The organism is Arthrobacter silvisoli, from assembly GCF_003369445.1.
In the GTDB taxonomy this organism is placed as follows: domain Bacteria; phylum Actinomycetota; class Actinomycetes; order Actinomycetales; family Micrococcaceae; genus Arthrobacter; species Arthrobacter silvisoli.
In genome coordinates this window covers 136,917-161,179 of sequence record NZ_QRCU01000037.1, presented here as the reverse complement: position 1 = coordinate 161,179, position 24,263 = coordinate 136,917, and the positions used below count along the sequence as shown (strand labels likewise).

The following is a 24,263-nucleotide window of genomic DNA, read 5'->3' as shown; positions in this document are numbered from 1 at the left end:
CCCGGACGCGGATGGCGTGATGCCCGTGGAGCGACGCCGTTGAGCCGGATCATCGCCGGGGCTGCCGGCGGCAACCCTTTGCAGAGCGTGCCCGGAAGCGCCACCCGGCCCACTACGGACCGCGTCAAGGAAGCCCTTTTCTCCCGCCTTGAAGCCTTGGGGGTGATCGACGACGCCCGCGCGCTGGATCTCTATGCGGGCTCGGGCGCTCTTGGACTCGAGGCGGCCAGCAGGGGCGCCGCCTCTGCGGAACTCGTGGAATTCGACGCCCGCGCCTCGGCCGTCTGCCAGCGCAACGCGGACATCGTCAACCAGGCGCTGGCCCGCAAGACCGTCTCGGTCCACCGGTCAAAGGTGGAGTCCTTCCTGGAAAGGGCAGGGGAGGACGCCCTCTGGGACCTGGTATTCCTGGACCCGCCCTACCCGCTGGATGAGCCGTCGCTGCAGGCGGTGCTGGCCAAGCTCGCCGGGCACTTGGACGATGGCGCGGTGGTCGTCGTCGAGCGCTCCTCCCGCTCGCCCGAACCGGACTGGCCGGACACGCTCGAACGTTTCGCCGGGAAGAAGTACGGCGAAACGATGCTTTGGTTCGCAGAACCGGCCTGAGTACCTTATCGCCAGTCGGTTGGGTCAGTCGGACAGCGGATCCAGCTCCACGCCCCGGAGGACGGTGGCCGGATGGGGGCCGCTGGCCAGCAGGGACTGGGTCCACGAGTCCTGCCACGGCTGCTTGCTGCCCACCAGGATGATGTTCCCGGGGTAGCGGCCGGCGAACATCCCGGTTTCCGCGAACGCCACCAGGTCCGCCAAGGCCCCGGACCCGATCGCTTCACGCATGGCAGCCACCTGGCTGCGCACCAGGGTCAGCGCCGCCTCGTCCCCGACATTGATGACCAGCAGCCCGTCGGGCCCCAGCCGGGCCGCGGCCTCCTCGTAGAACTCCCGGCAGGCGATGTGCTCCGGCGCTTCCGGGCCGGAGAAGATGTCCAGGATGACGACGTCGAACAGCAGTTCCGGGGGTAGCGCGGCAAGTTCGCCGCGGGCGTCCCCGATCCGCGTCTCCAGCCGGGTGCCTTCGGGCATGGGGAGCTTCTGCAGGACGAAGTCCAGCAGTTCGCGTTCAAGTTCGACGGCGTACTGCAGCGATCCGGGGCGCGTCGCCTGGATGTAGCGGGCCAGGGTGAGGGCTCCGGCACCCAGGTGGAGGGCGCTCACCGGCGCACCGGCGGGAGGCACCAGGTCCACCACGGTGGCGATCCGGCGCAGGTATTCGTAGAAGACGTCCTCCGGCCGGGCCAGGTTCACATGCGATTGTTCGGCCCCGCCTATGCTCAGCACGTAGGCGCCGTCCACCAGTCCGTCCTGTTCGATGCTTGCGTGCAGGCCGCTCGAGCGCAGGAAACGCCGGCCCCCGGGACCGTCGGCCGTGCTCATGCCTGGAGCTTGTCGCGCAGGCTGGCCAGGCGCGAGGCCGCTTCGGCCAGCACGCTCTCCCGCTTGCAGAAAGCGAAGCGCAACAGGCTCCGGGTCCGTTCGGCTCCTTCCGGGTGGCAGAAGACAGGCACCGGGATGGCGGCCACCCCCACCAGTGCGGGCAGCCTGCGGGCGAGGTCGACGGCGTCGCGGATTCCCAGCGGGGACGTGTCCACGTTGATGAAGTACGTTCCCTGCGGCAGGTAGACGCCCAGGCCCGCAGCGCGCAGGCCCTCGGCCAGGATGTCCCGTTTGCGCTGCAGCGTGGAGGCGATCTCCTGGTAGAAGGTGTCCGGCAGGCCCAGGCCCACTGCCACCGCACCCTGGAAGGGCGTGCCGGAGCTGTAGCTCAGGAACTGCTTGACGGTGCGGATCGCCGCCACAAGGTGTTCGGGGCCACTGAGCCAGCCGATCTTCCACCCCGTGAAGGAGAAGGTCTTGCCGGCGGAGGAAATGGTGATGGTCCGCCCGGCGGCGCCCGGCAGCGTGGCCACCGGGATGTGGGGCACGCCGAACGTCAGGTGCTCGTAGACCTCGTCGCTGACGATCAGGGCGTTGTGCTTTTCGACCAGTTCCACGATCCGTTCCAGGACCGGACGCGGGAATACGGCCCCGGTGGGGTTGTGGGGATTGTTCAGCATCACCACCCTGGTCCGGGGGCCGAACGCCGCTTCCAGGCGGTCCATGTCCGGCATGAAATCCGGGGCCAGCAGGGGAGCAGTGACGTGCACGCCCCCGGCCAGGCCGATGATCGCGCCGTAGGAGTCGTAGAAAGGCTCGAAGGTGAGCACCTCGTCGCCCGGTTGGACGAAGGCGAGCAGGGACGCGGCAATGGCTTCGGTGGCGCCGGTGGTCACCACCACCTCGGTGTGCGGGTCCGGCGTCAGCCCGTAGAAGCGCTCCTGGTGGGCGCTGATCGCCTCGCGGAGTTCCAGGATGCCCTTGCCTGGCGCGTACTGGTTCGCGCCGGCGGTAATGGCCGCTTGGGCAGCGGCCTTCATTTCCGCGGGGCCGTCTTCGTCCGGAAATCCTTGGCCCAGGTTGATGGCGCCGGTGGACACGGCCAGGGTGGTCATCTCTTCAAAGATCGTCACACCCAGCGAGCCGTCAGCGGACAGTAGGTTGGCGCCGGTGGCCGCCCGCTGCCACGGGGCCGCGGCCGCTTGGGACGCGTCCTGGGTGATGCTGGTGGGGCTGGTGGGGACGGGGCTCGTCACGCGGGTCCGCCTTCCTGGTGGGGCTGGATTCCGGCAGGGCCCGCCGGTGTGTGTCATGGTATCCCGCCGGGGGATGCGATAGCTTCGAGGCATGAGACGCGCAGTGTGCCCTGGCTCCTTTGATCCCATCCACAACGGACATCTTGAAGTGATTGCCCGGGCCGCCGGCCTGTTCGACGAAGTGATCGTGGCCGTCTCCACCAATTACACCAAGAAGTACCGCTTCGGCCTGGAAGAGCGGATGGACATGGCCCGGGAAACCCTCGCGTCGCTGCGTGGCATCATCGTCGAGCCCATGGGGGACGGGCTGCTGGCCGAATACTGCCGGCAGCGCGGTGCAACGGCGATCGTCAAAGGCCTGCGTTCCTCCTCTGATTTCGACTACGAACTGCCCATGGCCACCATGAACCGCCAACTCACGGGCGTCGAGACTGTTTTCCTTCCGGCGGAGGCCCACTACATCCACCTGTCCTCCACGCTCATCAAGGAAGTGGCCCAATTGGGCGGCGATGTGTCGGAGTTCGTGCCCAAGTCCGTGTTGAAGCGGATTCTCGCTGGCGAGTCGGCGCCGGATCAGCGCCGGAACGGGTAAGCTGGACCGGTGCCTCGGGCCGCTGCCAGTGCGGTGGCCCCGGTTTGAGTCCGCTCGGACGTTCAGGCTAAGATGGTACGTCGGTCATATGTTCTACAGGAGTTCTCATTAAGCGAGATGCAAGTTCGCCCTTGATGCTGCTTGTCAAGGACCTCGGGCGCAGCCCGGGAACCATGCGGACACTCAAAGAACATGTACCTGCACCAAGCGATCTTGGTGTGGCACTCATTGGCGTTCAGGAAGGCTCGGACATCGAGCTCGACCTGAGGCTTGAGGCCGTACACGAAGGAATTCTGGTATCCGGAACCGCGTTCGCCGAAGTCAAGGGCGAATGCGGACGATGCCTGGATCCCCTTGCGTATGACCTTGAGGTCAATGTGCAAGAACTTTTCCTCTATGAAGGCGTTCAGCTTTCGGACGGGGAAGACGATGAAGAGCAACGTCGAGTCGAGCACGATCTGATCGATCTTGAGCCGGTGTTGCGGGACGCAGTCGTGACCACGCTGCCGTTCCAGCCGGTGTGCCGGGAAGACTGCCAGGGCCTTTGTTCCGAATGCGGAATACGCCTGGAAGACGAGCCGGGGCACCACCACGAGGTCCTGGATCCTCGCTGGGCTGCCCTAGCTGAACTGGCTAAGACTGACCGGCAAACTGATTAGTAAGTGTTCGTCTAAGAGAGAAATGAGATAGCCGTGGCTGTTCCCAAGCGGAAAATGTCTCGCGCAAACACCCGCGCCCGCCGTGCCCAGTGGAAGGCTTCTGCCCCCAACTTGGTAAAGACCATCGAGAACGGCCAGGTTGTCTACAGCCTGCCGCACCAGGCAAAGGTCGTTACCGACTCTGCTGGCACCGCGCTGTTCCTTGAGTACAAGGGCCGCAAGGTCGCAGACGCCTAAGTCCGCCATACAGGCTGATTAAAGGATGTCTTCAACTGAAGAGCTTCTGAAGCGTCTCGGCGTCACCATTGACGCCGAGACGCTTCGTCTTGCTCTGACACACCGCTCGTACGCGTACGAGAACGGCGGGATCCCCACCAACGAACGCCTTGAGTTCCTTGGCGACTCCATCCTGGGCTTCTCCGTCACCGACTTCCTCTTCCGGGAGAACCCTGACCTTCCCGAAGGCGAGCTGGCCAAGCGGCGGTCCGCCGTCGTCAGCACCCGCGCCCTCGCGGTGATCGGCCGCGAACTGGGCATCGGCGAGTACATCTACCTTGGCCAGGGCGAAAAACTCACCAACGGGAAGAACAAATCCTCGATCCTCGCGGACACCATGGAGGCGCTCATCGGCGCCACCTACCTCTCCAACGACATCGAGACTGCCCGCCAGCTGGTCATGCGCCTGGTGGGACCCCTTCTGGCGGATGCTGCAGCGCTCGGCGCCGGCACCGACTGGAAAACCAGCATCCAGGAACTGGCCGCGAGCCGTCAGCTCGGCGTCGTCTTCTACGCAGTGGAGGGCACCGGGCCGGACCACGCCCGCATCTTCACCGCTGAACTGCAGATCAACGGCACCGGCTACGGCAAGGGCACCGGCCATTCCAAGAAGGAAGCCGAACAGGAAGCCGCAGCCGATGCCTGGCGGACCCTGAGCACCACCAAGGCGAACGCCGGCTCCGGCGACGCCCCCGGCGCCGGCTGATTTCCCGTGCCTGAACTGCCCGAAGTCGAGGTGGTCCGCCGCGGCCTGGCCCGCTGGGTGCGCGGCCGTACCATCACCTCCGTGGACGTCCTCGATCCCCGTTCCATCCGCCGCCACGCCCTGGGCCCGGAAGATTTCGCCGGAAACCTCGAACAGGCCACGGTGCTGGACGTCGTCCGCCGCGGAAAGTTCCTGTGGATGCCGCTCGCCATGGCGGGCACCCCCGTACACGAGCCGGGCACCGGCGTTGCGCTGATGGCGCACTTGGGCATGAGCGGCCAGCTCCTCATGCAGGACCCGCAGGTTCCGGACGAAAAGCACCTCAAGGTCCGGCTCCGGCTCAGCGAAGCGGACGGCATGCCCGAACAGCTGCGCTTCGTGGACCAGCGGATCTTCGGCGGACTGTTCGTCACCTCGCTGGTACCCACGGCCGACGGCGGCCCCGGCGGCTTGGCGGAGGCACCCCTTCCCGAGATTGCCGGGGAGGCCGCGCACATCGCCAGGGACCCGCTGGACCCGCATTTCTCCTTCGAAGATTTCTACCGGAAGCTCAAGTCCCGCAGGACCGGCCTCAAGCGTGCCCTCCTGGACCAGGGAATCATCTCCGGCATCGGTAACATCTACGCCGACGAAGCCCTGTGGCGGGCCCGGCTGCACTACGCCCGCGCCACCGACACCCTGCGGAGGGCCGATGCCCTGAGGGTGGTCGACGCGGCGCGCGAAGTCATGACTGATGCCCTGGCCGCCGGCGGCACCAGCTTCGACTCCTTGTACGTGAATGTCAACGGCGACTCCGGTTGGTTTTCCCGAAGTCTAAGTGTCTATCGGCTTGCCGGGCACCCGTGCAAGCGCTGCGGAACCCCCATCGTGCGCGAGCGGTTCATGAACCGGTCGAGCCATTTTTGCCCGGTTTGCCAGCGAAAACGCTAGCTGAGTCTTCGTCTCAAACGCGACCAAGAGTGGCCTGCGGCCCTCGGTCGTGGTGTGATTGCCTCGATCCGCAGCACATCAATGTATTGCGAGTGCCTTCGTCGTTGACGTGCTCTGGTTTCGCCTGGGCGGACCTTCTCGCGGCCGGCCCTGATGAGCGGTTTGCAGTCTGCTGGTCTGAGGTCCCCGAGGATGTCTCGGTCGTCGGATTCGACAACCGGGATATCAGCAAATACACGAGCCCGCAGCTCACCACGATCGCCCAGGACATCCTAGCCAAGGTAGCCGCGGCGGTTTCGATGCTCCTGGACCGGATCGAGGGAGGACCGGGGAAGACCGAAGGAACCGTGCTTGCTACCCAGCTCGTTGAACGGGAATCCGTCAGGGTCCTCTGACACCTCAGCTCGGGAAGAAAACCGACGAGCACGACAATGGCTGCGGCCGCCGTCACGGCCGCTCATTTTAGCTACATCAACCGCTGCTTGCGTCGCGCCTTCGCGGATGTGCCGCCCAGTCGGAAGGGCTCGCCCGGTGCGAGTACACGGATGCGGTCGGGGTTGACCACGACGTCCCGGAGCGTGGCTGGGTCGGCGTTGAACGGGGCGAACTCGGGAGAATCTACGCTGCCCCAGTGGTGCAGGAGCAGGTCCGCGTCGGGGTAGGCATTGGCCATCTCGACCGCGCCGTCGAAGGTGAAGTGCCACTCGCTGTCCGAGAAGTCGAAAAGCAATGCGTCCGGGGCCGGCATGGTCAGATGGTGTTCGCGGATCAGCCGTGAATCCCCTGGTGCCCAGATCACGCCGTCGAGGGTCTCGACCCAGAAGCCACACGAGTCTTCATCATGGAAGGTGCGCTGCCCGGGCTGGGGCGCGGCATTCTGCCAGGCGTGGTCGGCCGGCGTGACCGTGACCTGGACCCCACCGACGGAGAAGGCATCGCCGATGCCGTGGCCGTTGGCGGGCATGCCCAGTTCCTGCATCAGATCGGCGACGTAGCGGGTCGAGTGGAACTGCTGAGTGACTTCATTCAAGGCCGTACATGTCGGCACGCTGAAGTGGTCATTGTCCGCGTGAGTGACCAGGATCCCATCGAGTCGGGGGACGTCTGCCGCCTGGAGCGGGAAGTCGATGAGCACTGGCATGTCAAAGTCCTGGAGCAGCGGGTCGACCATAATCAGCGTCCCCCGTGCATTGATCAAGTATCCCGCCATGCCGAGCCAGTAAAGGACTGTGCCGTGTGGGTCATCGAAGGCCTCGGCACGAATTGGCATAGTTGTCGGGGCCATTGCCTGCCCGCGGGGGCTGCGCCGGAGCGGTGGGTGCGAATGGTTCATCATGTCTCCTTAGATCTATTCTGCGGTGCAATGGGAGCGGTCACTGTTCACTTCGGCGACCCAGCATGAAATCAGCCATAAGATCTTGCACGGCCTCAACCATGTGCACACCGGCGGCAGTTCCGCAGCCAAGGGAACGGGCGGCAGCGATGAGAGGTGTAGTGCCGTGTCCGGAGACGACGTCGCCGACGAACATTGAGGAGGTCAGCAATGAGCGATCCACCGGCAACGGGTCTTTGTCTTCCATCCCGAGAGGAGTCGCGTTGAAGACCAGGTCGAAGCCAGTTGGGTCTGCCGTCCCGGCACTCGCCCGGCCAGAATCCATCGCCTCCAGCAGGTCCAGCAAACTGCTCACGCGCGAGAGGTCGGCGTCGTGGACCACGATCTCTCGTACTCCTGCTTCGATGAGTGCGATTGCTATGGCCCTGCCCGCACTGCCGGTACCGATCAGCAGTGCCCGTGCGCCGTGGATGGTCGCGCCATGGTCCAGTTGGGCCTTGACGAAGGCAAGGCCGTCGAGCATGTCCCCATGCCAGGTGCCGTCCGGGTTGCGGCGCATGACGCTGACGACGCCGGAGTGACTCGCACGGTCGGTGCTGGTGGAGCAATAAGTGAAAGCGGCGTTCTTGTGTGGCATCGTGACCAGGATCCCGTCGACGTTCCGCGTCTCCGTCAGTCCGGCCATGACGGCATCGAGTGTGCCTCCTTGTACTTGCATCGGTACGCAGATCCCGTTGTGGCCGCGCTCGGTAAAGGTCCGCGTGAGCCATATGGGGGACTGCACATGTGCGACGGGGTCTCCGATGATGGGGAACAAGCGGGTGGCCCCGCTGAGAGAGGGCGGTGTCTCTGCTGTTCCGAGCGGTTTCTGCGATGACATTCTTTGTCCTTCCGTAAGGCCGGTGCCCGCCCGATGCCGTGGGGGTTTCCCACCACATCGAGTGGTTCTAGAACCCGGTGTCAGGCGTCTTCGATGACGTTCTTCAGCGCCGCCGTTGCGCCCATCCCGTTGGGCCAGCCGGCGTAAAAGGACAGGTGCAGCAGGGCTTCCTTCAGTTCCTCGTCGCTGACGCCGTTCTGGCGGGCGAAACCGAGATGGAATTTCAACTGGTCCATCTTGCCCAGGGACGTCAGCGCAGCGACGGTGATCAGGCTGCGATCGCGCTTGGACAGGTCCTCGCGTTCCCAGACCTCATCAAATAGGACCTTGTCGGTGTAATGGACTATTCCAGGGGCGAAGTCGCCGAAAGCGTTCTTTCCGCCGCTCCAGCCGGTGCTCTGCTTTTCGTTACTCATGATCTTTCACCTTCGTCGTAGTTGCTCGGATGCCTCTATTCCATCGCCACGCCGGTAGGGGAGGGAGTCTCCAGCGAAGGGTGTACCAGTGGAGACTCCCTCCCAAGGATTGGCCGAATTAGCGTTGTCTGCATGAACACCAGGGACGAAGCACGGGAATTCCTGATGTCCCGTCGGGCGAACATCAGCCCCGAGCAGGCCGGGCTGGCCGTCTCGGGACACCGTCGCGTGGCGGGCTTGAGGCGGGGCGAGGTCGCGATGCTCGCTGATGTGAGCCCGGAGTATTACGCCAAGATCGAACGAGGCAACCTCGTGGGGGTCTCCGACTCTGTGCTGGAATCCGTAGCCCGTGCCCTCCAAATGGACGATGCCGAGCGTGAGCACCTTTTTGATCTCGCGCGGGCTGCAAACGGTGGCGCGCAGCCCGTCCGGCGGCGCAAGCCGAAGACGTGGGTGGCGAGGGAGAGCCTGACTCGTGCGCTGGAGGTCATCGTGAACGGCCCGGCGTTCGTACGCAACGGACGGATGGACATTCTGGCAACCAACGCCCTGGGCCGTGCGTTCTACGATGAGGTCTTCGAAGGGCCCGGTCAGGGGAACCTCGCCCGGTTCTGCTTCCTCGATGAGCGTGCCAAGTCCTTCTACCCGGAGTGGGAGGCAGCCGCCGACGTCACCGTCGCGATTCTGCGCACAGAGGCCGGCCATGATCCTCGTGACAGGCAGCTGCACGACCTCGTCGGTGAACTCTCCACCCTCAGTGATGCGTTCCGCACGCGGTGGGGTGCACATAACGTCCGCCGCCACGGCTCGGGTACGAAGACCTTTCACCATCATGAGGTCGGTGACTTGACCCTCACTTACGAAGGTCTGGAACTGACCGCCGAGCCAGGGCTTTCATTCTTGATCTACACCGCCGAGCCAGGTTCGCCGAGCGAACAACGGCTTCAGCTGTTGGCGAGCCTCGCCGCCACCGCGACCGCGCAGCAGTCGCGCCCCGTGCTTGACGACACCACTACTACGAAGGACTGATCATGCATATCAGAACACTTGGCCAAGGCCTTGAAGTTTCCGCGATCGGGCTCGGCGCGATGGGTATGTCCCAGAGCTACGGACCCAACCCCGGTGACCGCGCCCAGATGATCTCCGTGCTGCGCTCGGCCGTCGATGAGGGCGTGACGTTTTTCGATACCGCGGAGGTGTACGGGCCGTACGTCAACGAGGAGCTCGTCGGTGAGGCACTCGAGCCGATCCGCGAGAAGGTGGTGATTGCCACCAAGTTCGGTTGGGACATCCGGAACGGCAAGATGGTCGGCCTTAACAGCAGGCCCGAGCAGATCCGCCGCGTCGCCGAGGAATCGCTGAAACGGCTCCGCACAGACGCGATCGACTTGTTCTATCAGCACCGCGTGGACCCCGAGGTGCCGATCGAGGACGTCGCCGGCACCGTGGGCGAGTTGATCGCCCAGGGCAAGGTGAAGCATTTCGGTCTCTCCGAGGCCTCAGCCGCCACGATCCGCCGCGCTCACGGCGTGCACCCGGTCACCGCGGTGCAGAGCGAGTACTCGCTCTGGACGCGGGATCCCGAGGCGGAGGTGCTGCCGACTCTGGCCGAGCTGGGCATCGGGTTCGTGCCGTTCAGCCCGCTCGGCAAGGGCTTCCTCACCGGCACCATTGACACAGCCGCGACGTTCGCCGAGGGCGACATCCGGAACCGTGTTCCGCGCTTTCAAGCTGACAACCTCGTCGCGAACCAGAAGCTCGTCGACCATGTGAAGAGCCTCGGCGAGTCGAAGGGCGCGACGCCGGGCCAGATCGCCCTGGCTTGGTTGCTCGCCCAGCAGCCGTGGATCGTGCCGATTCCCGGCACCCGACGCACCGAGCGCATCCGCGAAAACGCGGCAGCCACCCAGCTCGCCCTCTCCGCGGACGAGCGCGCCGATCTCGACAGCCTTGCCCAGCGCATCGGCGTCAGCGGAGACCGCTACAACGCCGAGCACATGAACTACGTCAACCGCTGATCGCAGCAGCAGGAAAAGGACAATGACTGGAAACAAATTCGACCAGATCTTCCCGCTCGGAGCACCGAACGACGCCTACGCGCAGTACTTCATCGGCCAGAGCTACCTGGCCCCGCTCGCGTCGGGGAGCGTTCCGGTCAACAACGTCTCCTTTGAGCCGGGATGCCGCAACAACTGGCACATCCACCACGGCACCGATGGTGGAGGCGACCAGATCCTGATGTGCACAGCTGGCAGCGGCTGGTACCAAGCGGAGGGCGAAGACCCCGTCAGCCTTGAGCCGGGAACGGTGATCCGCGTGCCGGCCGGCACGAAGCATTGGCATGGGGCGAAGGCTGATTCGTGGTTCTCCCACGTCGCCTTCATCACCCCAGGCGAGGACGTCTGCAATGAATGGCTCGAGCCTGTCACCGACGAGGTGTACGGCGCGCTGCCGAAGAACGGAGAGAACGCATGAGCATCTTGAACGAGAACTACACCTTGGCCAACGGCATCGGGATCCCGAAGCTGGGGCTTGGCACGTGGTTCATCGACGACGACAAAGTGGCCGACGCGGTGACGGCCGCGATCGAGATCGGCTACCGCAACATCGACACCGCCCAGGCCTACGGCAACGAACGCGGCGTCGGCGAAGGCGTGCGCACGTCCCGGGTCGCCCGTGACGAGCTGTTCGTCTCCACCAAACTTGCCGCGGAGATCAAAGACTACGACAACGCGGTGGCCGCGATCGACGGGTCCCTGGCGACCATGGGCCTGGACTATATCGACCTGATGCTCATCCACAGCCCGCAGCCCTGGGGCGACTTCCGCGGCGGCGACTACGCCGATGGCAACCGCCAAGCCTGGCGCGCGCTCGAGGATGCGTATCAAGCCGGCAATATTCGCTCCATCGGCGTGTCCAACTTCCAGCAGCAGGACCTGGAGAACATCCTGGCGGGTGCGGCCGTCGTCCCGCACGTCAACCAGCTCCTCGTCCACGCAGGCAACACCCCCGCGGATCTTCTTTCCTACTGCGAGGACAGGGGGATCCTTGTCCAGGCGTACTCGCCGATCGCCCATGGCGGGATCTTGAAGAACGCCGAGGTACAGGCGGTGGCGGAAAAGTACGGCGTGTCCGTGCCGCAGCTGTGCATCCGCTACACCCTGCAGCTGGGCACCGTGTCCCTGCCGAAGACGGCGAATCCCGAGCACATGCGCACCAACGCCCAGGTCAACTTCGAGATCTCCGAGCCGGACATGGACGCCCTATTGAACATGACGGCGCAGGACTACGGCGAACACAGCAGATTCCCCGTCTACAGCGGCAAATGAAGAGAGAGGACCATGACATGAACGCCTTGACTCCGGAACAGCTCGAGAACATCGGCACGACCGACGATTTCCACATCTCCCCGTACCGTGCCGACGGCATCACGCCCGGCACGCCCACCTGGATCTGGTCGGTGGTCGTGGACGGGAACGTGTACGTGCGCGCTTACAACGGAACGGCGTCGCGCTGGCACCGATCCGCAATGGCGCAGCGGGCCGGACGCGTCCGCGCGGGCGGCCTCGACATCGAGGTGTCGTTCACAGCTGTTGAGGGTGGAATCAACGACCGGATCGACGATGCCTACTCAGAGAAGTACGGAGGCAGCCCCTACCTGCCGCCGATGCTCTCGAACCGCACCCGCGCGGCGACGGTGCGCGTCGACCCCCGCTAAGACGCCGGGGCCAAGCAAGGATTGCCGAGGTAAGCCGGATCACAGTCAGTGTTGACCTGCATCACCTTGCATGCTTTACTATCGAAGTAGATTTTTTCTGCTGAGACCTGAGCATGTAACTCGTTTCGAACGAGGCAAGACTCAAGCTCTGACGCTGATCGCGTCATTGCTTGGGTCTTTTTTTATGCCCAAAAAACGTCTCAGCCCGCTTTATGGTCCAAAGGAGCACCCCACGATGGCTGAACGCATCGCAACCATTGCAAGCAGGGTAGGCCTGCATGCCCGCCCGGCCGCGGTATTCACCGAAGCCGCACGAGGAACCGGCCTCGACATCACAATCGCGGCCCAGGACGCACCCGTGGCTGACGCAGTCGACGCCTCCAGCATTCTCGCCTTGATGAGCCTAGGCATCCACCACGGAGATCGCGTAGTCCTCAGGGCCGAAGGCCCGGACGCAGAGGCAGCGCTGGATGCGCTGTCCCGCATCCTCGAGACCGACCACGACGCCTGATCACAAGAAAGAGCAACCATGAGCAAGCAATACGCCTCACTCGCAGGCAACATCATCGATCTGGTCGGCGGCCCGGACAATATTGCCACGGTCTACCACTGCCAGACCCGTCTTCGCTTCGAACTGCGGGACAACGGCAAAGCCGACCAGGAAAAACTTGCTGCTGTTGAGGGAGTGGCCAAGACTCTCGTCAACGCCGGCGTTTTCCAGGTGGTCGTCGGAATGCACGTCAAGGACGTGTACGAAGAGGTCGAGCAGCAGCTCGCTGCCAGCGGACACAGGGTAACGGAGACGGAGGAGGATGGAACAAGCGAGAAAAGGGGCATCGTTTCGACGGTCATTGACTTCGTCGCAGGTGCCTTCCAGCCCCTCATCCCGGCGCTCTCAGGAGCCGGCATGGTCAAGGCCTTTCTTGCCTTGCTGGTGGTCTTCAACGTCATTACCCGCCAGTCGCAAAGCTATGTGATCATCAACTTCATCGCCGACGCGGTGTTCTACTTCATGCCGATGCTGATCGCGTTCTCGGCTGCCAACAAGCTCAAGAGCAACCCGATCCTTGCCGCCGGGGTCGCCGGAATCATGATGCATCCGAACTGGCTCGCGCTTGTCCAGGAGGGAAAGCCGGTCCACCTGTTCGAAGTCATTCCACTTCCACTTGCGTCGTACGCGGGCTCAGTCATCCCGATCATCCTGGTGGTCCTCGTCCAGGCGAGGGTTGAGAAGCTGCTGGACCGGATCATTCCGGCCGCAGTGAAGCTGGTCTTCGTCCCAATGATTACCTTCCTCGTCGTGGGAACCTTGGCGATGACAGTCCTAGGCCCCATCGGAAGCATCATCGGCGGCTGGCTCGGCCTGTTCTTCGGATTCCTCAGCACCCACGCCGCATGGGCTCCCGCAGTCCTGATCGGTGCCTCCCTGCCCGTCATGGTGATGTTCGGCCTCCACAACGGCGTCGCCCCGCTTGGCATCGTCCAGCTCGCCCAGACCGGCCGGGAAAACATCTTCGGACCCGGTGCCCTCGTCTCCAACATCTCCGTCGGCGTCGCAACCCTTGTCGTTGCCCTTCGCACCAAAGAACGCAAGCTCAAGCAAATCGCTTCCGCCGGCTCAATCACCGCGCTGATGGGAATCACCGAGCCTGCTCTGTACGGTGTCTTGCTCCCGAAGCGGTACCCACTGATTGCCGCCATGATCGGCGGTGGCTGCGCGGGCTTGTACGCCGGCCTGACCCAGACCAGCCGTTTCGCCACGGGATCCTCCGGCCTTCCCGCGGTCCTGCTCTACATCGGTGACAACACCCTCCAGCACCTGATCAACATCGTCATCGCCTTGGTGATCGGGGCCATCGTCACAGCCGTGCTGACCTTCGCGCTTTCCCTCAAGTACGAAAAGCCGGCAACCCCTGAAGAGGGCTTTGTCGTGGACTACGACAGCCTGCCCACCACCGCCAGCCTCCGAAACGGCGGGACGGGCACCGCCACCCTGGTCCGTGCCGGGGTGACCGAACTGAACGCGCCGGTTGCCGGCGTCGTCGTTCCCCTCAGCGAAGTCGGAGACCCGGTCTTCTCGGCCGAGACGATGGGACCCGGGATCGCCGTCGAGCCTGCGAACGGCGCGATTGTGGCACCGTGTGCGGGAACGGTCATGGTCGCCATGGCCACCGGACATGCCTTTGGAATCCGCACGGACGATGGCGTTGAGGTCCTCGTGCACGTCGGCATTGACACGGTGACCATGGACGGTCACGGTTTCACCGACGCAGTTCAGCGCGGTGCCCGGATCGAGGCCGGCCAGCACCTTGTCACGGCAGACCTGGACGCGATCCGCGCCGCCGGTCACCCCACCACCGTGATCATGGTGGTCACCAACCACGACAAGTTCGACGCCGTGACCGCCGCCGCGAGCGGTCAGGTCGGCTCCGGTGAGCCCGTCCTCGACGTCGTCCGCTGACCCGCAAAAGGACCATCCATGAAATTCAAGACACTCAAGGACTTCCCTTCGGACTTCCTGTGGGGAGCCTCAACGTCCGCCTACCAGGTGGAAGGCGCGTGGAATGAGGACGGCAAGGGCCCGTCCGTCATCGATACCAGCATGCACCGCCCCGAAGGCGTCACCGATTTCACCGTCGCTTCGGACCATTACCACCGTTACGCCGAAGACGTCGAGCTCTTCTCCGAGCTCGGACTCAAGGCCTACCGGTTCTCGATCGCCTGGACGCGGATCATTCCCGACGGCGACGGCCAAGTCAACGAAGCCGGTGTCGCCTTCTACCACCGCCTGATCGACGAGCTGCTGGCCAAAGGCATCGAACCGATCGTCACGATGTACCACTTCGACCTGCCCGCAGCGCTCGACGACCGCGGCGGCTGGTCCGAGCGCAGCACGATCGATGCCTTTGTCCGGTACGCGCGGATCCTCTTTGACGAGTACGGATCCAAGGTGCGCTACTGGCTGACCATCAACGAACAGAACATGATGATCCTGCACGGTCGGGCCATCGGCACCACCGGGCGCAGCGGCGACGCGCCGGAAAAGGTGATCTACCAGCAGAACCACCACATGTTCCTCGCCCAGGCGCGGGCGATGGCACTGTGCCACGATCTGCTGCCCGAAGCCAAAATCGGCCCCGCGCCGAACATCGTCTCTGTGTATCCCGCGACGTGTTCGCCCGAAGACGTCATCGCTGCCGATGACTGGGACGCTGTGCGCAACCTCCTATACCTGGACCTCGCGGTCCGCGGCAGCTACCACCCCCTCGCCTGGGGGTACCTGAGCGAACGGGGATGGGAACCGGAGATTCTCGACGGCGACCTTGAGGTCCTTGAGGCCGGACGGCCGGACTTCATCGCGTTCAACTACTACTCGACCCAGACGGTCGGCGCGTCCACGGGCGACTCCAGTGATCTCCAGCTTCGCGGAGGGGACCAACAGATCGTCCGCGGCGAAGTGGGTTTCTACCGGGCCGTAAAGAACGAGCACCTTCCGACCAACGCCTTCGGCTGGGAGATCGATCCCGTGGGGCTGCGCACCACGATGCGCCGGCTTTGGGACCGCTACCGATTGCCGCTGATCATCACGGAGAACGGTCTGGGAGCATTCGATGAGCTCGTCGACGGACGGGTCCACGATGACTACCGGATCGACTATTTGCGCCGCCACATCGAGCAGATTCATCTGGCCATCAGCGACGGTGTGGGAATTTTCGGCTATTGCCCGTGGACCGCTATCGATCTGATCTCCACCCACCAAGGCATCTCGAAGAGGTACGGATTTGTCTTTGTGGACCGGACCGAGGACGAGCTGCGCGAACTCGCACGGGTAAAGAAGGATAGTTTCTTCTGGTACCAGGAACTGATCAGCAGCAACGGTTCTACCCTGAATCCATAGGACCGCAGCTTGCGGCGGGCATCCGGGGTGAGCCCGCCGCAAGCGACATTGAAACCCGACAACGGAAGGACACCAGGTGCGCGTTAAGCGTGTCCTCAACAACAATTCGGTTATCGCCACCGACGACGAAAACCGAGAATTCGTCGCGATCGGACGGGGCTTGGGCCACGGTCGAAAACCAGGCGACATTTTGGCAAAATCCGCGATCGACCAGGTCTTCGTTGCCAGTGAAGGAAGCAGCGAAGACCGACTCTCGCAGTTCCTGGCAGATATTCCGCTGGAATACATCAGGGCAGCTGGACGCATCGCGGATCTGGCACGGGACCGCCTCGGCATTCGTGTTGGCCAAAGCCTCATCCTGCCCCTGGCGGACCACCTGCACTTCGCAGTACAGCGGATTCAAGAGGCGATTCCTGCCGAATTCCCCCTCGCGTGGGAAGTCTCCCAGCTCTATCCCCAGGAACTTGCCACCGGGCGCGAAGCGGTAGAGATTGCCCGCCAGGCGCTCGGAGTGCAGATCGAAGCGGATGAGGCCGTCGCGCTGGCTTTGCATTTTGTGAATGCCCAGTTCGCTGCGCCCGGGATGAGCCGGACCTTCCAGATGACAGAGATCATCACCCACACCTTCGGAATCATCGATCAGACGTTCGCGATCACAGTCGATCAGCAGTCCATGAATGCGGCGCGTTTCGTCACACATCTGCGTTACCTGTTCAGCAGGGTGGCATCAGGGCGGCAGATCACCGAAGACAGCTCGACTCTTGCTGATGCCATTGCAAAGACGCATGCGGCCGGGGTCGGATGCGCGGCGAAAATCCAGTATCTGCTCGAAATGAAGCTCTCAACGGCGCTGACCCGGGATGAGGTCGCCTACCTCGGCCTCCACGTCAGCCGCCTCGTCGCGGACGTGGAAGCGGAGCAGGCGGCGGCAAAAGAATAGTTCTTCCCTGGGTATCGAGGCTCGGTATGAGCCTCCCGCAACAAGGGACTTTTTCGGTTTTGAAAGGACCATAATGCAGGAAAATTTCAGTGGTGTTGGTGTTGCTCCGGGCCGGGTGTTGGGTCCGGTGCGGCAGATGCCCAAGCCCGTGCAGGAACCACACGCGAACGTGAACATCCCCACGGATGTGACCGTCGAGTCGCAGGCGGCCCGCGTGAAGGACGCAGCGAAGGCCGTCCAGGCCGAGCTGCGTTCCCGCGCCGCGACCGCGGCGCGTGAAGGCAAGGAGGTGTTGGAGGCCACCGCGTTGATGGCCGCCGACCCGATGCTGATCAAGTCCGCGGTCAAGCTCCTTTCACCGGAGGCCCCGGGCGGTGCCCGGACGGCCGAGCGCGCCGTCTGGGAAGCCGCCGCCACGGTGGCCGAGACGCTGAAGGGCCTGGGCGGGTACATGGCCGAACGGGTGGCGGACGTCCTGGACGTACGTGCCCGGATCGTGGCCGAACTGCGCGGGCTCCCGGCCCCGGGCATCCCGTCCTCGGAGGGGCCGTTCATCCTGGCCGCAGAGGACCTCGCCCCGGCCGATACCGCCACCCTTGACCCGGCCAAGGTCATCGCCCTGATCACCTCCGGCGGCGGGCCCCAGTCGCACACCGCGATCCTGGCCCGGGCCCTGGGCCTGCCCGCCGTCGTCGCCGCCCCCGGCGTGGACGACATCGCGGACGGGACCGAGGTGTACGTGGACGGCGCTGCCGGCACCATCACTACCGAACCGTCGGAGGAACTGCGGGTCGCGGCGAAGGCGTGGGCCACCCAGGCCTCCACCCTGGCCGCGTTCACCGGTGACAATGCCCTGGCTGACGGCTACCGGGTCCCGCTGCTGGCGAACGTGGGCACCGGCACGGACGCCGTCAAGGCCGCAGACGCAGGCGCAGAGGGCGTCGGGCTGCTGCGCACCGAGTTCTGCTTCCTGGATCGCGACACCGAACCCACCGTCGAGGAACAGATCGCCGCGTACGGTGCCGTGTTCGCCGCGTTCCCGAACAAGAAGGTCGTCGTCCGCACCCTGGACGCCGGCGCGGACAAGCCCCTGCCGTTCCTGACCAACGCCGACGAGCCCAACCCCGCCCTGGGTGTCCGCGGCTACCGTACCGACCTCACCAGCCCTGGTGTCCTCGAACGCCAGCTCCACGCGATTGCGGCTGCCGAAGCGGAGCATGAGGCCGAGGTGTGGGTCATGGCCCCCATGATCTCCACCGCCGCGGAAGCCTCCCGCTTCGCCGCGCTCTGTGCAGAGGCCGGGCTGAAGACCCCCGGCGTGATGGTCGAGGTCCCCTCGGCAGCGCTCACCGCCGCGGCGGTCCTGTCCGAAGTTTCCTTCGCCTCGCTCGGCACCAACGACCTCACCCAGTACGCCATGGCCGCCGACCGGCAGCTCGGACCCCTGGCGACGTTGAACGACCCTTGGCAACCGGCGGTGCTGCACCTCGTCAAGCTCACAGCCGATGGTGCCGCAACCGCGGCAGCGGCGACCGCGACCGCGAAACCCGTCGGTGTCTGCGGTGAAGCAGCAGCAGACCCCGCCCTTGCCGCCGTGCTCATCGGCTTGGGCGTCACCACGTTGTCCATGAGCCCCCGGGCCCTGTCAGCCGTTGCGGCCGTGCTGAAGACCGTTACGCTGGCCCGGGCCCAGCAGCTTGCCGCCCTTGCACTTGCAGCCCCGAGCGCGGCCACCTCCCGTAGCATCGTACGAGAACATCTGCCCGTGCTGGACGACCTCGGACTGTAACGTGCCCTCTTGTCGCCGCGAATTGCAGGTGTGGCGCGACGAAGGATTCGGTGTGCCGTCGAAGGCACCCAGTAGGGGAGTCATGGAGTAGGTGGAAAACCGGATGGACTGCAGCAAACGTGGCAGCTTCCACAGTGGGGCCTTGTTTCCGACGTAATTCACCTTGTCACCGACGATGCCAGGCAGCTCTGGTATGGTCTACTCCGCCTTCATCCGCGTGACGAAGTTTCTGATTGCCTTAATGGCCTGCTCCTTTTCCCATACTTGGTGCTGGGCAATGTCAGACCTCTCCGCACCAAGCATGACGCCGAGTGTACACGTTTAGGGCCCCGTGACCGGGCAGGTTGCGGGCGGGGCATACGGTGAAACGATTCCAGTACGCCGACGAAGGATCCATGGACTGCGGAGTCGCCGGGGTTACAACAGCATTCGAGTTGTTCACTGGATGCTCTGTAGATCTGAAGGAGACCGATGCACCAAGAAGAATGGATCGACGTCGCCGCGGCGGCGGCGCGCCACAGCTGCAGCAAAAAGAGCATCTGGCGGCGAATATGGCGGAGCAGCCTTCCTGCACGCACCGAGAAAGTGAGAGGCCGCGACGGACGCCCGGTCATCAAGACCCTGATCCGAGTGTCCGACCTCGACTACGCGTTCGGCACGGCTGTACATGACGAGCACGTCCGGAAGATCCGAGAAGCCGCTCCGCCGTTGACGCGTGACCAGGTGACAGCCATCGCTCAGGTGCTCACGGAGCACCTGCTTGAACGAGACGCCAAGCGACGTAGGGGAGGCGAAGCCGGATCGTCGTCGTAGGGTGGAAGTGTCGACCTCGATTGATTCGTGTCCGTGCTTGCGGATGACTGACTGTTCTTTCGACCGAGGAGTTGCCGAGTTGAAGTCCGGAGGCCGTACTCTGATGTGCGGGCGGTGTGCGTCACGCTGGCGTTTTCTTGATCGGTACTCGGTCCTGTCCAGGGAAAACGCCGCCTCGGGAGCTCTCCTCAACATCAATGTCACAAACGTAAATAGGGCGGCTACTTCGCCCGCTCGCTTGACGCCTACGGCAGGACGGGGCAGCCTTGCCGGCGCTGCGCCGAAGCAGGGCTGGCGGGCGTGATCAAGCGTGAGCAATTCATGAACCGTTCCTCGCACACCTGCCCGGTATGCCAGCCCCGGCCACGCAACGGCCGCTGGTAGCAGTTCGATTCCCTCCGACACCTCCGTTCCGCGGCACCGTCTCCAGTGGCAGACTGTGGGCATGAAAGCCTGGGCCATCCGGACGGCCATCGCCTTCGTGTTCAACGCCATTACGCTCTGGGCGGCCGCCATCCTGCCCGGCGTCCGGCTCGGCGACGGCTTCCTTTGGGTGGTGCTGCTCTTCACCACGGCCAGCCTTCTGCTGCGCGGGGCCGCCTCCGCCGTTTTCCGGCGCCTGGACGCCCAACGGCCCGACGGCGGGCTGCCGGGACGATCGAAGGCCGCCCGGAAGGTGCTGGTGGGGGCGGCGGGGCTCGCCTTGAGCTTCGGCGTACTGTGGTTCACCACGCTGTTCGCCGGCGGCTTCAGCATCAACGGGACGGTCGGCTGGGTGCTCGCCGCCGTGGTGGTCTGGCTCGCCTCGATCATTTTCGACGCCGTCGACGACGGGCTTGAAAACAAGGCCCAGCAGCTGCTCGGCGGCACCGGCGCGGGCGGCCGCCCGCGAACCTGAACCGGGAACGAGGCCGCCCGGAACCCCTCTGGACCCGCCCAAATCCGGTGATTGTCGGCGTCGGGCAGTAGATTTGGAAGTACACGCTGCCACTGGAGGAGTTCCGAACCACCTTGCATTTGAAAAGTCTGACTGTCCGGGGATTCAAGTCGTTCGCGTCGGCCACGACGTTCGACTTCGAACCCGGCGTCACTGCGGTGGTTGGTCCCAATGGTTCCGGCAAGTCCAATGTGGTGGACGCCCTCGCCTGGGTGATGGGTGAGCAGGGCGCCAAGACCCTGCGCGGCGGCAAGATGGAAGACGTCATCTTCGCCGGAACGGCGGGGCGCCCGCCACTGGGCCGCGCCCACGTCTCGCTCACCATCGACAACACCGACGGCGCGTTGCCCATCGAGTACAGCGAAGTCACTATTTCCCGCACCCTGTTCCGGGCCGGCGGCTCCGAGTACGCCATCAACGGCTCGCCCTGCCGCCTTCTGGACATCCAGGAACTGCTGTCCGATTCCGGCCTGGGCCGCGAAATGCACGTGATCGTCGGCCAAGGCCAGCTGGACCGGGTGCTGCACGCCACCCCGGAGGACCGCCGCGGCTTCATCGAAGAGGCCGCCGGCATCCTCAAGCACCGCCGCCGCAAGGAAAAAACCGTCCGGAAGCTTGAGGCCATGCAGTCCAATCTGCAGCGGCTGGGCGACCTCACGGCCGAAATCCGCCGGCAGCTGACGCCCCTCGGCAAGCAGGCCGAGGTGGCCCGCCGGGCCCAGACCGTGCAGTTCGAGGTCCGCGACGCGAAAGCCCGCCTGCTCGCCGACGAACTCGTCCGCTTGAACGAAACCCTGGAAGAGGACGTCGCCACCGAAGCCGCCCTGAAGGAACGCCGCGAAGCGGTGGAACTGGAACTCGGAGCCGGCCGGCAGCGCCAGGCCGAGGTGGAGCGGCTCGCCGCCGAAGCCACCCCCCGCCTGAACGCGGCCCGGGATTCCTGGTACCAGCTTTCCGCCTCCCGCGAGCGGCTCCGTGCACTCGGATCCCTCGCCGCCGAACGGCGCCGCCTGCTCGGCAGCTCCGATTCCGTGCCCGATTCCGGGCGCGACCCGGAACAGCTCGAACGTCAGGCGGCACGGGTCCGGGAAGAACAGTCCGCCTTGGATCAGGACATCGTCGCCCGCAACGCAGCCTTGGAGCGGGCCGGCCGCTCGCGCCAGGAAGCCGAGGAGCTGGCGGCCGCCGAGGACAAGCGGCTGACCGCCGTGCTGCGTGCCGCCGCCGACCGCCGCGAAGGCATTGCCCGGCTCGTCGGGCAGCTCGGTGCGGCACGGTCCAAGGTCGAGGCCGCCGAGGCCGAACGCGGCCGCCTGCGCGAATCCATGTCCGCGGGGGAGGAGCGCCGCCGCCTGGCGCAGCAGGAATTCACCGCCCTCGAGTCCCAGGTGGCCGGGGTGGAGGACGGCGAGGAGAGCCTGGACGCCGAGTACGAGGAGGCCACCGCGCTCCTGGACGGCATCGAGGCCGAGATCGAAATGCTCAGGAACACCGAGCGCGAACAACTCCGCGAACGGGACGCGCTCACGGCCCGCCGCGACGCCCTCCAGCTCGGCCTGAACCGCAAGGACGGCTCCGGCCGCGTGCTCTCCTCCGGCGCCGAAGGCGTGCTCGGCGCGCTGTCCGACATGCTTGCAGTCGAACCCGGCTACGAGACCGCCGTCGCCGCAGCCCTCGGCAACCATTCGGACGCGGTGGTGGTGTCCGGTTCCGACGCCGCGAAGGCCGCGGTGCAGCTCCTGAAGGACGACGACGGCGGCAGGGTGTCGCTGCTGCTCGCGGACGGCGGCGCAGCAGCACAGCCGGACGCCGGGCAGCTTCCCGTCTTGCCGGAGGGCGCCCGCTGGGCCACCGCGCTGATCCGTGCGAGCAGTGGTGCCGGTGCGAACAACGGCAGCGCGGACGCCTCGGTTGCGGCGGCCCTGCTGGCGGGCACCGCCGTCGTTGAGGGCCTGGATGCCGCAGCGGAACTGATCGCCCGCCACCCCGGGCTGACCGCGGTGACCCGCGCCGGCGACGTCTTTACGGCACTGACTGTCAGCGGTGGTTCCGCGGACGCGCCGTCGCTGCTTGAGGTGCAGGCCGCCGTCGACGACGCCGAAAGCCGCCTCGCCGCCCTCACCGCCGGGCTCGAACGGGGCCGCTTCTCCCTGGCGGCCGCCGAAGCCCGCCGCGGTGAGGCACAAGTACGCACCGACGCCGCCCTTGACAAGCTGCATGACTCCGACGCCCGGCTCGCGGCCGTCGCTGAACGGCTCGGGCACCTGAACTCCCAGCTGCGCAGCGCCGTCGCTGAAAGCGACCGCCTCGCCGACTCGCTTGCGAAGGCCGAGCTGAACATCGCCGTCGCCGAAGAGGCACTCGAGGCCGCGGCAGAGCGCCTCGCCGCGGCCCAGGAAGCCCCGGAGGAAGACGAACCGTCCACCGAACAGCGGGATGCCCTCGCAGCAGCTGCCAGTAACGCCCGGGCCCACGAGATGGAGGTGCGCCTGGGGCTGCGCAGTGCCGAGGAACAGCTCAACGCCACCGCCAACCGGGCGGCGTCGCTCGAACGCGCGGCAGCCACCGAACGCCGTGCCCGTGAGGAAGCCGCCCGCCGGGCCGAGCGCCGCAAGGCCCAGGCCGCCCGGGCCGCCTCCGTGGCACGCGCCGTGGAACACGCCGTGCGCTTTATCGACGTCTCCGTGGAACTCGCCGCTGACGCCCGGGACCAGGCTGAAGCCGTCAAGGAGGAACGGGACAAGGAACTCGCCGGGCTGCGCAGCAGCAACGACGAGCTGGCCAGGGAACTGGCCGGCCTGACCGATTCGGTGCACCGCGACGAACTTGCCCGGGCCCAGCAGCGGCTGCGCATCGAGGCCCTCGAAGCACGCTCCGTCGAAGAACTCGGGCTGTCCCCGGAACAGCTCGTGGCGGACTACGGCCCGGACCAGCCCGTACCGCTGCCTGCCGATGGCAAGGACAAATGGGCCGAACTGCGCGCCGAGGTGGACGAGGACGGCACACCTGTCCCCGCTGGAAAGCCCTTCGTCCGCGAAGAGCAGGAGAAGCGGCTGCGCAAAGCCGAACGCGAGCTCGCCGCCCTGGGCAAGGTCAACCCCCTTGCCCTGGAGGAATTCGCCGCGCTCGAAGAGCGCCACCAGTTCCTCAGCACCCAGCTCGAAGACCTGAAAGCGAGCCGCAAGGATCTGCTGGACATCATCAAAGAGGTGGACAAGCGGGTGGAGCAGGTGTTCTCCGAAGCCTTCGCCGACACGTCCAAGCAGTTCGACCACGTCTTCGCCCGCCTGTTCCCCGGTGGGGAGGGCCGGCTGGTGCTGACCGAGCCGGACGACATGCTCACCACCGGCATCGAGGTGGAAGCCCGGCCCGCCGGGAAGAAGATCAAGCGGCTGTCCCTGCTCTCCGGCGGCGAACGCTCGCTGACCGCCGTGGCCCTGCTCGTGGCGATCTTCAAGGCCCGGCCCTCGCCGTTCTACGTCATGGACGAAGTGGAAGCTGCCCTGGACGACACCAACCTGGGCCGGCTCATCACGATCTTCGAGGAACTGCGCGAATCCAGCCAGCTGATCGTGATCACCCACCAGAAACGCACCATGGAAGTAGCGGACGCGCTGTACGGGGTGACCATGCGCGGCGACGGGGTGTCCACCGTCATCAGCCAGCGCATCGACGCCGAGGTGTAA

Annotated in this window: 25 protein-coding genes and 1 pseudogene; 21 read left to right on the top strand and 5 right to left on the bottom strand. The window is 65.3% G+C overall.

Annotated features, from left to right (window positions below):
• Nucleotides 1–39: 39 nt before the first annotated feature.
• Nucleotides 40–606, top strand: coding sequence for a 16S rRNA (guanine(966)-N(2))-methyltransferase RsmD (rsmD, locus tag DWV11_RS10335; protein ID WP_115788783.1), 567 nt, complete (start codon nt 40–42; stop codon nt 604–606).
• Between the two features lie 24 nt (nt 607–630).
• On the opposite strand, the gene DWV11_RS10330 is transcribed toward rsmD, so the two are convergent.
• Complete coding sequence (locus DWV11_RS10330; protein ID WP_210725719.1) at nt 631–1,434, bottom strand: spermidine synthase; 804 nt, start codon at nt 1,432–1,434, stop codon at nt 631–633.
• Nucleotides 1,431–2,690 (bottom strand): aminotransferase class I/II-fold pyridoxal phosphate-dependent enzyme, encoded by a 1,260-nt coding sequence (locus tag DWV11_RS10325; RefSeq protein ID WP_245953542.1) that lies wholly within the window; start codon nt 2,688–2,690, stop codon nt 1,431–1,433. Before DWV11_RS10325 ends, DWV11_RS10330 begins: the two co-directional genes overlap by 4 nt.
• Before the next feature lie 91 nt (nt 2,691–2,781).
• Here DWV11_RS10325 and coaD point away from each other — a divergent pair, with 91 nt between their 5' ends.
• The 6 genes from coaD (at nt 2,782) to DWV11_RS20245 (ending at nt 6,248) form a co-directional block, all read left to right on the top strand.
• Nucleotides 2,782–3,282: a pantetheine-phosphate adenylyltransferase gene (gene coaD, locus DWV11_RS10320; protein ID WP_115788781.1), complete on the top strand. Its 501-nt coding sequence runs from the start codon at nt 2,782–2,784 to the stop codon at nt 3,280–3,282.
• A gap of 131 nt (nt 3,283–3,413) precedes the next feature.
• Nucleotides 3,414–3,941, top strand: a complete 528-nt coding sequence (locus DWV11_RS10315; protein WP_115788780.1) for a YceD family protein — start codon at nt 3,414–3,416, stop codon at nt 3,939–3,941.
• Nucleotides 3,942–3,974: 33 nt separating this feature from the next.
• Nucleotides 3,975–4,178, top strand: coding sequence for a 50S ribosomal protein L32 (rpmF, locus tag DWV11_RS10310; RefSeq protein ID WP_070347563.1), 204 nt, complete (start codon nt 3,975–3,977; stop codon nt 4,176–4,178).
• Between the two features lie 25 nt (nt 4,179–4,203).
• Entirely contained in the window at nt 4,204–4,923 is a 720-nt protein-coding gene (rnc, locus tag DWV11_RS10305; protein WP_115788779.1) for a ribonuclease III, read from the top strand.
• A 6-nt stretch (nt 4,924–4,929) separates the two neighbouring features.
• Complete coding sequence (gene mutM, locus DWV11_RS10300) at nt 4,930–5,853, top strand: bifunctional DNA-formamidopyrimidine glycosylase/DNA-(apurinic or apyrimidinic site) lyase (protein WP_115788778.1); 924 nt, start codon at nt 4,930–4,932, stop codon at nt 5,851–5,853.
• Between the two features lie 92 nt (nt 5,854–5,945).
• On the top strand, nt 5,946–6,248 hold the full coding sequence (locus DWV11_RS20245) for a substrate-binding domain-containing protein (protein WP_210725718.1): 303 nt from the start codon (nt 5,946–5,948) through the stop codon (nt 6,246–6,248).
• Nucleotides 6,249–6,319: 71 nt separating this feature from the next.
• Here the strand turns inward: DWV11_RS20245 and DWV11_RS10290 are convergent, their stop codons facing one another.
• From DWV11_RS10290 to DWV11_RS10280, 3 genes are all read right to left on the bottom strand, one after another.
• Complete coding sequence (locus DWV11_RS10290) at nt 6,320–7,123, bottom strand: MBL fold metallo-hydrolase (RefSeq protein ID WP_245953541.1); 804 nt, start codon at nt 7,121–7,123, stop codon at nt 6,320–6,322.
• 103 nt (nt 7,124–7,226) lie between these two features.
• A complete protein-coding gene (locus DWV11_RS10285) occupies nt 7,227–8,066 on the bottom strand; it encodes a shikimate dehydrogenase family protein (protein WP_115788776.1) in 840 nt (279 codons plus the stop codon).
• An 80-nt stretch (nt 8,067–8,146) separates the two neighbouring features.
• Nucleotides 8,147–8,482, bottom strand: a complete 336-nt coding sequence (locus DWV11_RS10280; protein ID WP_115788775.1) for a carboxymuconolactone decarboxylase family protein — start codon at nt 8,480–8,482, stop codon at nt 8,147–8,149.
• 132 nt (nt 8,483–8,614) lie between these two features.
• On the opposite strand from DWV11_RS10280, the gene DWV11_RS10275 reads away from it, so the two are divergent.
• From DWV11_RS10275 to smc, 14 genes and pseudogenes are all read left to right on the top strand, one after another.
• Nucleotides 8,615–9,511, top strand: a complete 897-nt coding sequence (locus DWV11_RS10275) for a helix-turn-helix transcriptional regulator (RefSeq protein ID WP_115788774.1) — start codon at nt 8,615–8,617, stop codon at nt 9,509–9,511.
• A 2-nt stretch (nt 9,512–9,513) separates the two neighbouring features.
• Nucleotides 9,514–10,500, top strand: a complete 987-nt coding sequence (locus tag DWV11_RS10270) for an aldo/keto reductase (RefSeq protein WP_115788773.1) — start codon at nt 9,514–9,516, stop codon at nt 10,498–10,500.
• Between the two features lie 22 nt (nt 10,501–10,522).
• Complete coding sequence (locus tag DWV11_RS10265; protein ID WP_115788772.1) at nt 10,523–10,957, top strand: cupin domain-containing protein; 435 nt, start codon at nt 10,523–10,525, stop codon at nt 10,955–10,957.
• A complete protein-coding gene (locus tag DWV11_RS10260) occupies nt 10,954–11,811 on the top strand; it encodes an aldo/keto reductase (protein WP_115788771.1) in 858 nt (285 codons plus the stop codon). The genes DWV11_RS10265 and DWV11_RS10260 overlap by 4 nt, the downstream gene beginning before the upstream one ends.
• Nucleotides 11,812–11,828: 17 nt before the next feature.
• On the top strand, nt 11,829–12,200 hold the full coding sequence (locus tag DWV11_RS10255) for a DUF2255 family protein (RefSeq protein ID WP_115788770.1): 372 nt from the start codon (nt 11,829–11,831) through the stop codon (nt 12,198–12,200).
• 235 nt (nt 12,201–12,435) lie between these two features.
• On the top strand, nt 12,436–12,711 hold the full coding sequence (locus DWV11_RS10250) for an HPr family phosphocarrier protein (protein ID WP_115788769.1): 276 nt from the start codon (nt 12,436–12,438) through the stop codon (nt 12,709–12,711).
• 18 nt (nt 12,712–12,729) lie between these two features.
• Nucleotides 12,730–14,661 (top strand): beta-glucoside-specific PTS transporter subunit IIABC, encoded by a 1,932-nt coding sequence (locus tag DWV11_RS10245; RefSeq protein ID WP_115788768.1) that lies wholly within the window; start codon nt 12,730–12,732, stop codon nt 14,659–14,661.
• A gap of 18 nt (nt 14,662–14,679) precedes the next feature.
• Complete coding sequence (locus DWV11_RS10240; protein ID WP_115788767.1) at nt 14,680–16,098, top strand: glycoside hydrolase family 1 protein; 1,419 nt, start codon at nt 14,680–14,682, stop codon at nt 16,096–16,098.
• A 76-nt stretch (nt 16,099–16,174) separates the two neighbouring features.
• Complete coding sequence (locus DWV11_RS10235) at nt 16,175–17,038, top strand: PRD domain-containing protein (protein WP_115788766.1); 864 nt, start codon at nt 16,175–16,177, stop codon at nt 17,036–17,038.
• A 73-nt stretch (nt 17,039–17,111) separates the two neighbouring features.
• Nucleotides 17,112–18,827: a phosphoenolpyruvate--protein phosphotransferase gene (gene ptsP / locus DWV11_RS10230; RefSeq protein WP_115788765.1), complete on the top strand. Its 1,716-nt coding sequence runs from the start codon at nt 17,112–17,114 to the stop codon at nt 18,825–18,827.
• A gap of 471 nt (nt 18,828–19,298) precedes the next feature.
• Nucleotides 19,299–19,640, top strand: a complete 342-nt coding sequence (locus tag DWV11_RS10225) for a hypothetical protein (RefSeq protein ID WP_115788764.1) — start codon at nt 19,299–19,301, stop codon at nt 19,638–19,640.
• A 219-nt stretch (nt 19,641–19,859) separates the two neighbouring features.
• A pseudogene (locus tag DWV11_RS20390) lies at nt 19,860–20,024 on the top strand (bifunctional DNA-formamidopyrimidine glycosylase/DNA-(apurinic or apyrimidinic site) lyase); the annotation flags it as partial.
• A 61-nt stretch (nt 20,025–20,085) separates the two neighbouring features.
• Nucleotides 20,086–20,538, top strand: coding sequence for a hypothetical protein (locus tag DWV11_RS10215; RefSeq protein WP_115788763.1), 453 nt, complete (start codon nt 20,086–20,088; stop codon nt 20,536–20,538).
• Nucleotides 20,539–20,651: 113 nt separating this feature from the next.
• Complete coding sequence (gene smc, locus DWV11_RS10210; RefSeq protein WP_210725717.1) at nt 20,652–24,263, top strand: chromosome segregation protein SMC; 3,612 nt, start codon at nt 20,652–20,654, stop codon at nt 24,261–24,263.

Excerpts from the sequence above, each read along its gene's own strand:
- DWV11_RS10330 (WP_210725719.1), bottom strand. The coding sequence starts at position 1,434 with ATGAGCACGGCCGACGGTCCCGGGGGCCGGCGTTTCCTGCGCTCGAGC.
- coaD (WP_115788781.1), top strand. The coding sequence starts at position 2,782 with ATGAGACGCGCAGTGTGCCCTGGCTCCTTTGATCCCATCCACAACGGA.
- rnc (WP_115788779.1), top strand. The coding sequence starts at position 4,204 with ATGTCTTCAACTGAAGAGCTTCTGAAGCGTCTCGGCGTCACCATTGAC.
- DWV11_RS10290 (WP_245953541.1), bottom strand. The coding sequence starts at position 7,123 with ATGCCAATTCGTGCCGAGGCCTTCGATGACCCACACGGCACAGTCCTT.
- DWV11_RS10285 (WP_115788776.1), bottom strand. The coding sequence starts at position 8,066 with ATGTCATCGCAGAAACCGCTCGGAACAGCAGAGACACCGCCCTCTCTC.
- DWV11_RS10280 (WP_115788775.1), bottom strand. The coding sequence starts at position 8,482 with ATGAGTAACGAAAAGCAGAGCACCGGCTGGAGCGGCGGAAAGAACGCT.
- DWV11_RS10275 (WP_115788774.1), top strand. The coding sequence starts at position 8,615 with ATGAACACCAGGGACGAAGCACGGGAATTCCTGATGTCCCGTCGGGCG.
- DWV11_RS10270 (WP_115788773.1), top strand. The coding sequence starts at position 9,514 with ATGCATATCAGAACACTTGGCCAAGGCCTTGAAGTTTCCGCGATCGGG.
- DWV11_RS10265 (WP_115788772.1), top strand. The coding sequence starts at position 10,523 with ATGACTGGAAACAAATTCGACCAGATCTTCCCGCTCGGAGCACCGAAC.
- DWV11_RS10260 (WP_115788771.1), top strand. The coding sequence starts at position 10,954 with ATGAGCATCTTGAACGAGAACTACACCTTGGCCAACGGCATCGGGATC.
- DWV11_RS10255 (WP_115788770.1), top strand. The coding sequence starts at position 11,829 with ATGAACGCCTTGACTCCGGAACAGCTCGAGAACATCGGCACGACCGAC.
- DWV11_RS10250 (WP_115788769.1), top strand. The coding sequence starts at position 12,436 with ATGGCTGAACGCATCGCAACCATTGCAAGCAGGGTAGGCCTGCATGCC.
- DWV11_RS10245 (WP_115788768.1), top strand. The coding sequence starts at position 12,730 with ATGAGCAAGCAATACGCCTCACTCGCAGGCAACATCATCGATCTGGTC.
- DWV11_RS10240 (WP_115788767.1), top strand. The coding sequence starts at position 14,680 with ATGAAATTCAAGACACTCAAGGACTTCCCTTCGGACTTCCTGTGGGGA.
- ptsP (WP_115788765.1), top strand. The coding sequence starts at position 17,112 with ATGCAGGAAAATTTCAGTGGTGTTGGTGTTGCTCCGGGCCGGGTGTTG.
- DWV11_RS10225 (WP_115788764.1), top strand. The coding sequence starts at position 19,299 with ATGCACCAAGAAGAATGGATCGACGTCGCCGCGGCGGCGGCGCGCCAC.
- DWV11_RS10215 (WP_115788763.1), top strand. The coding sequence starts at position 20,086 with ATGAAAGCCTGGGCCATCCGGACGGCCATCGCCTTCGTGTTCAACGCC.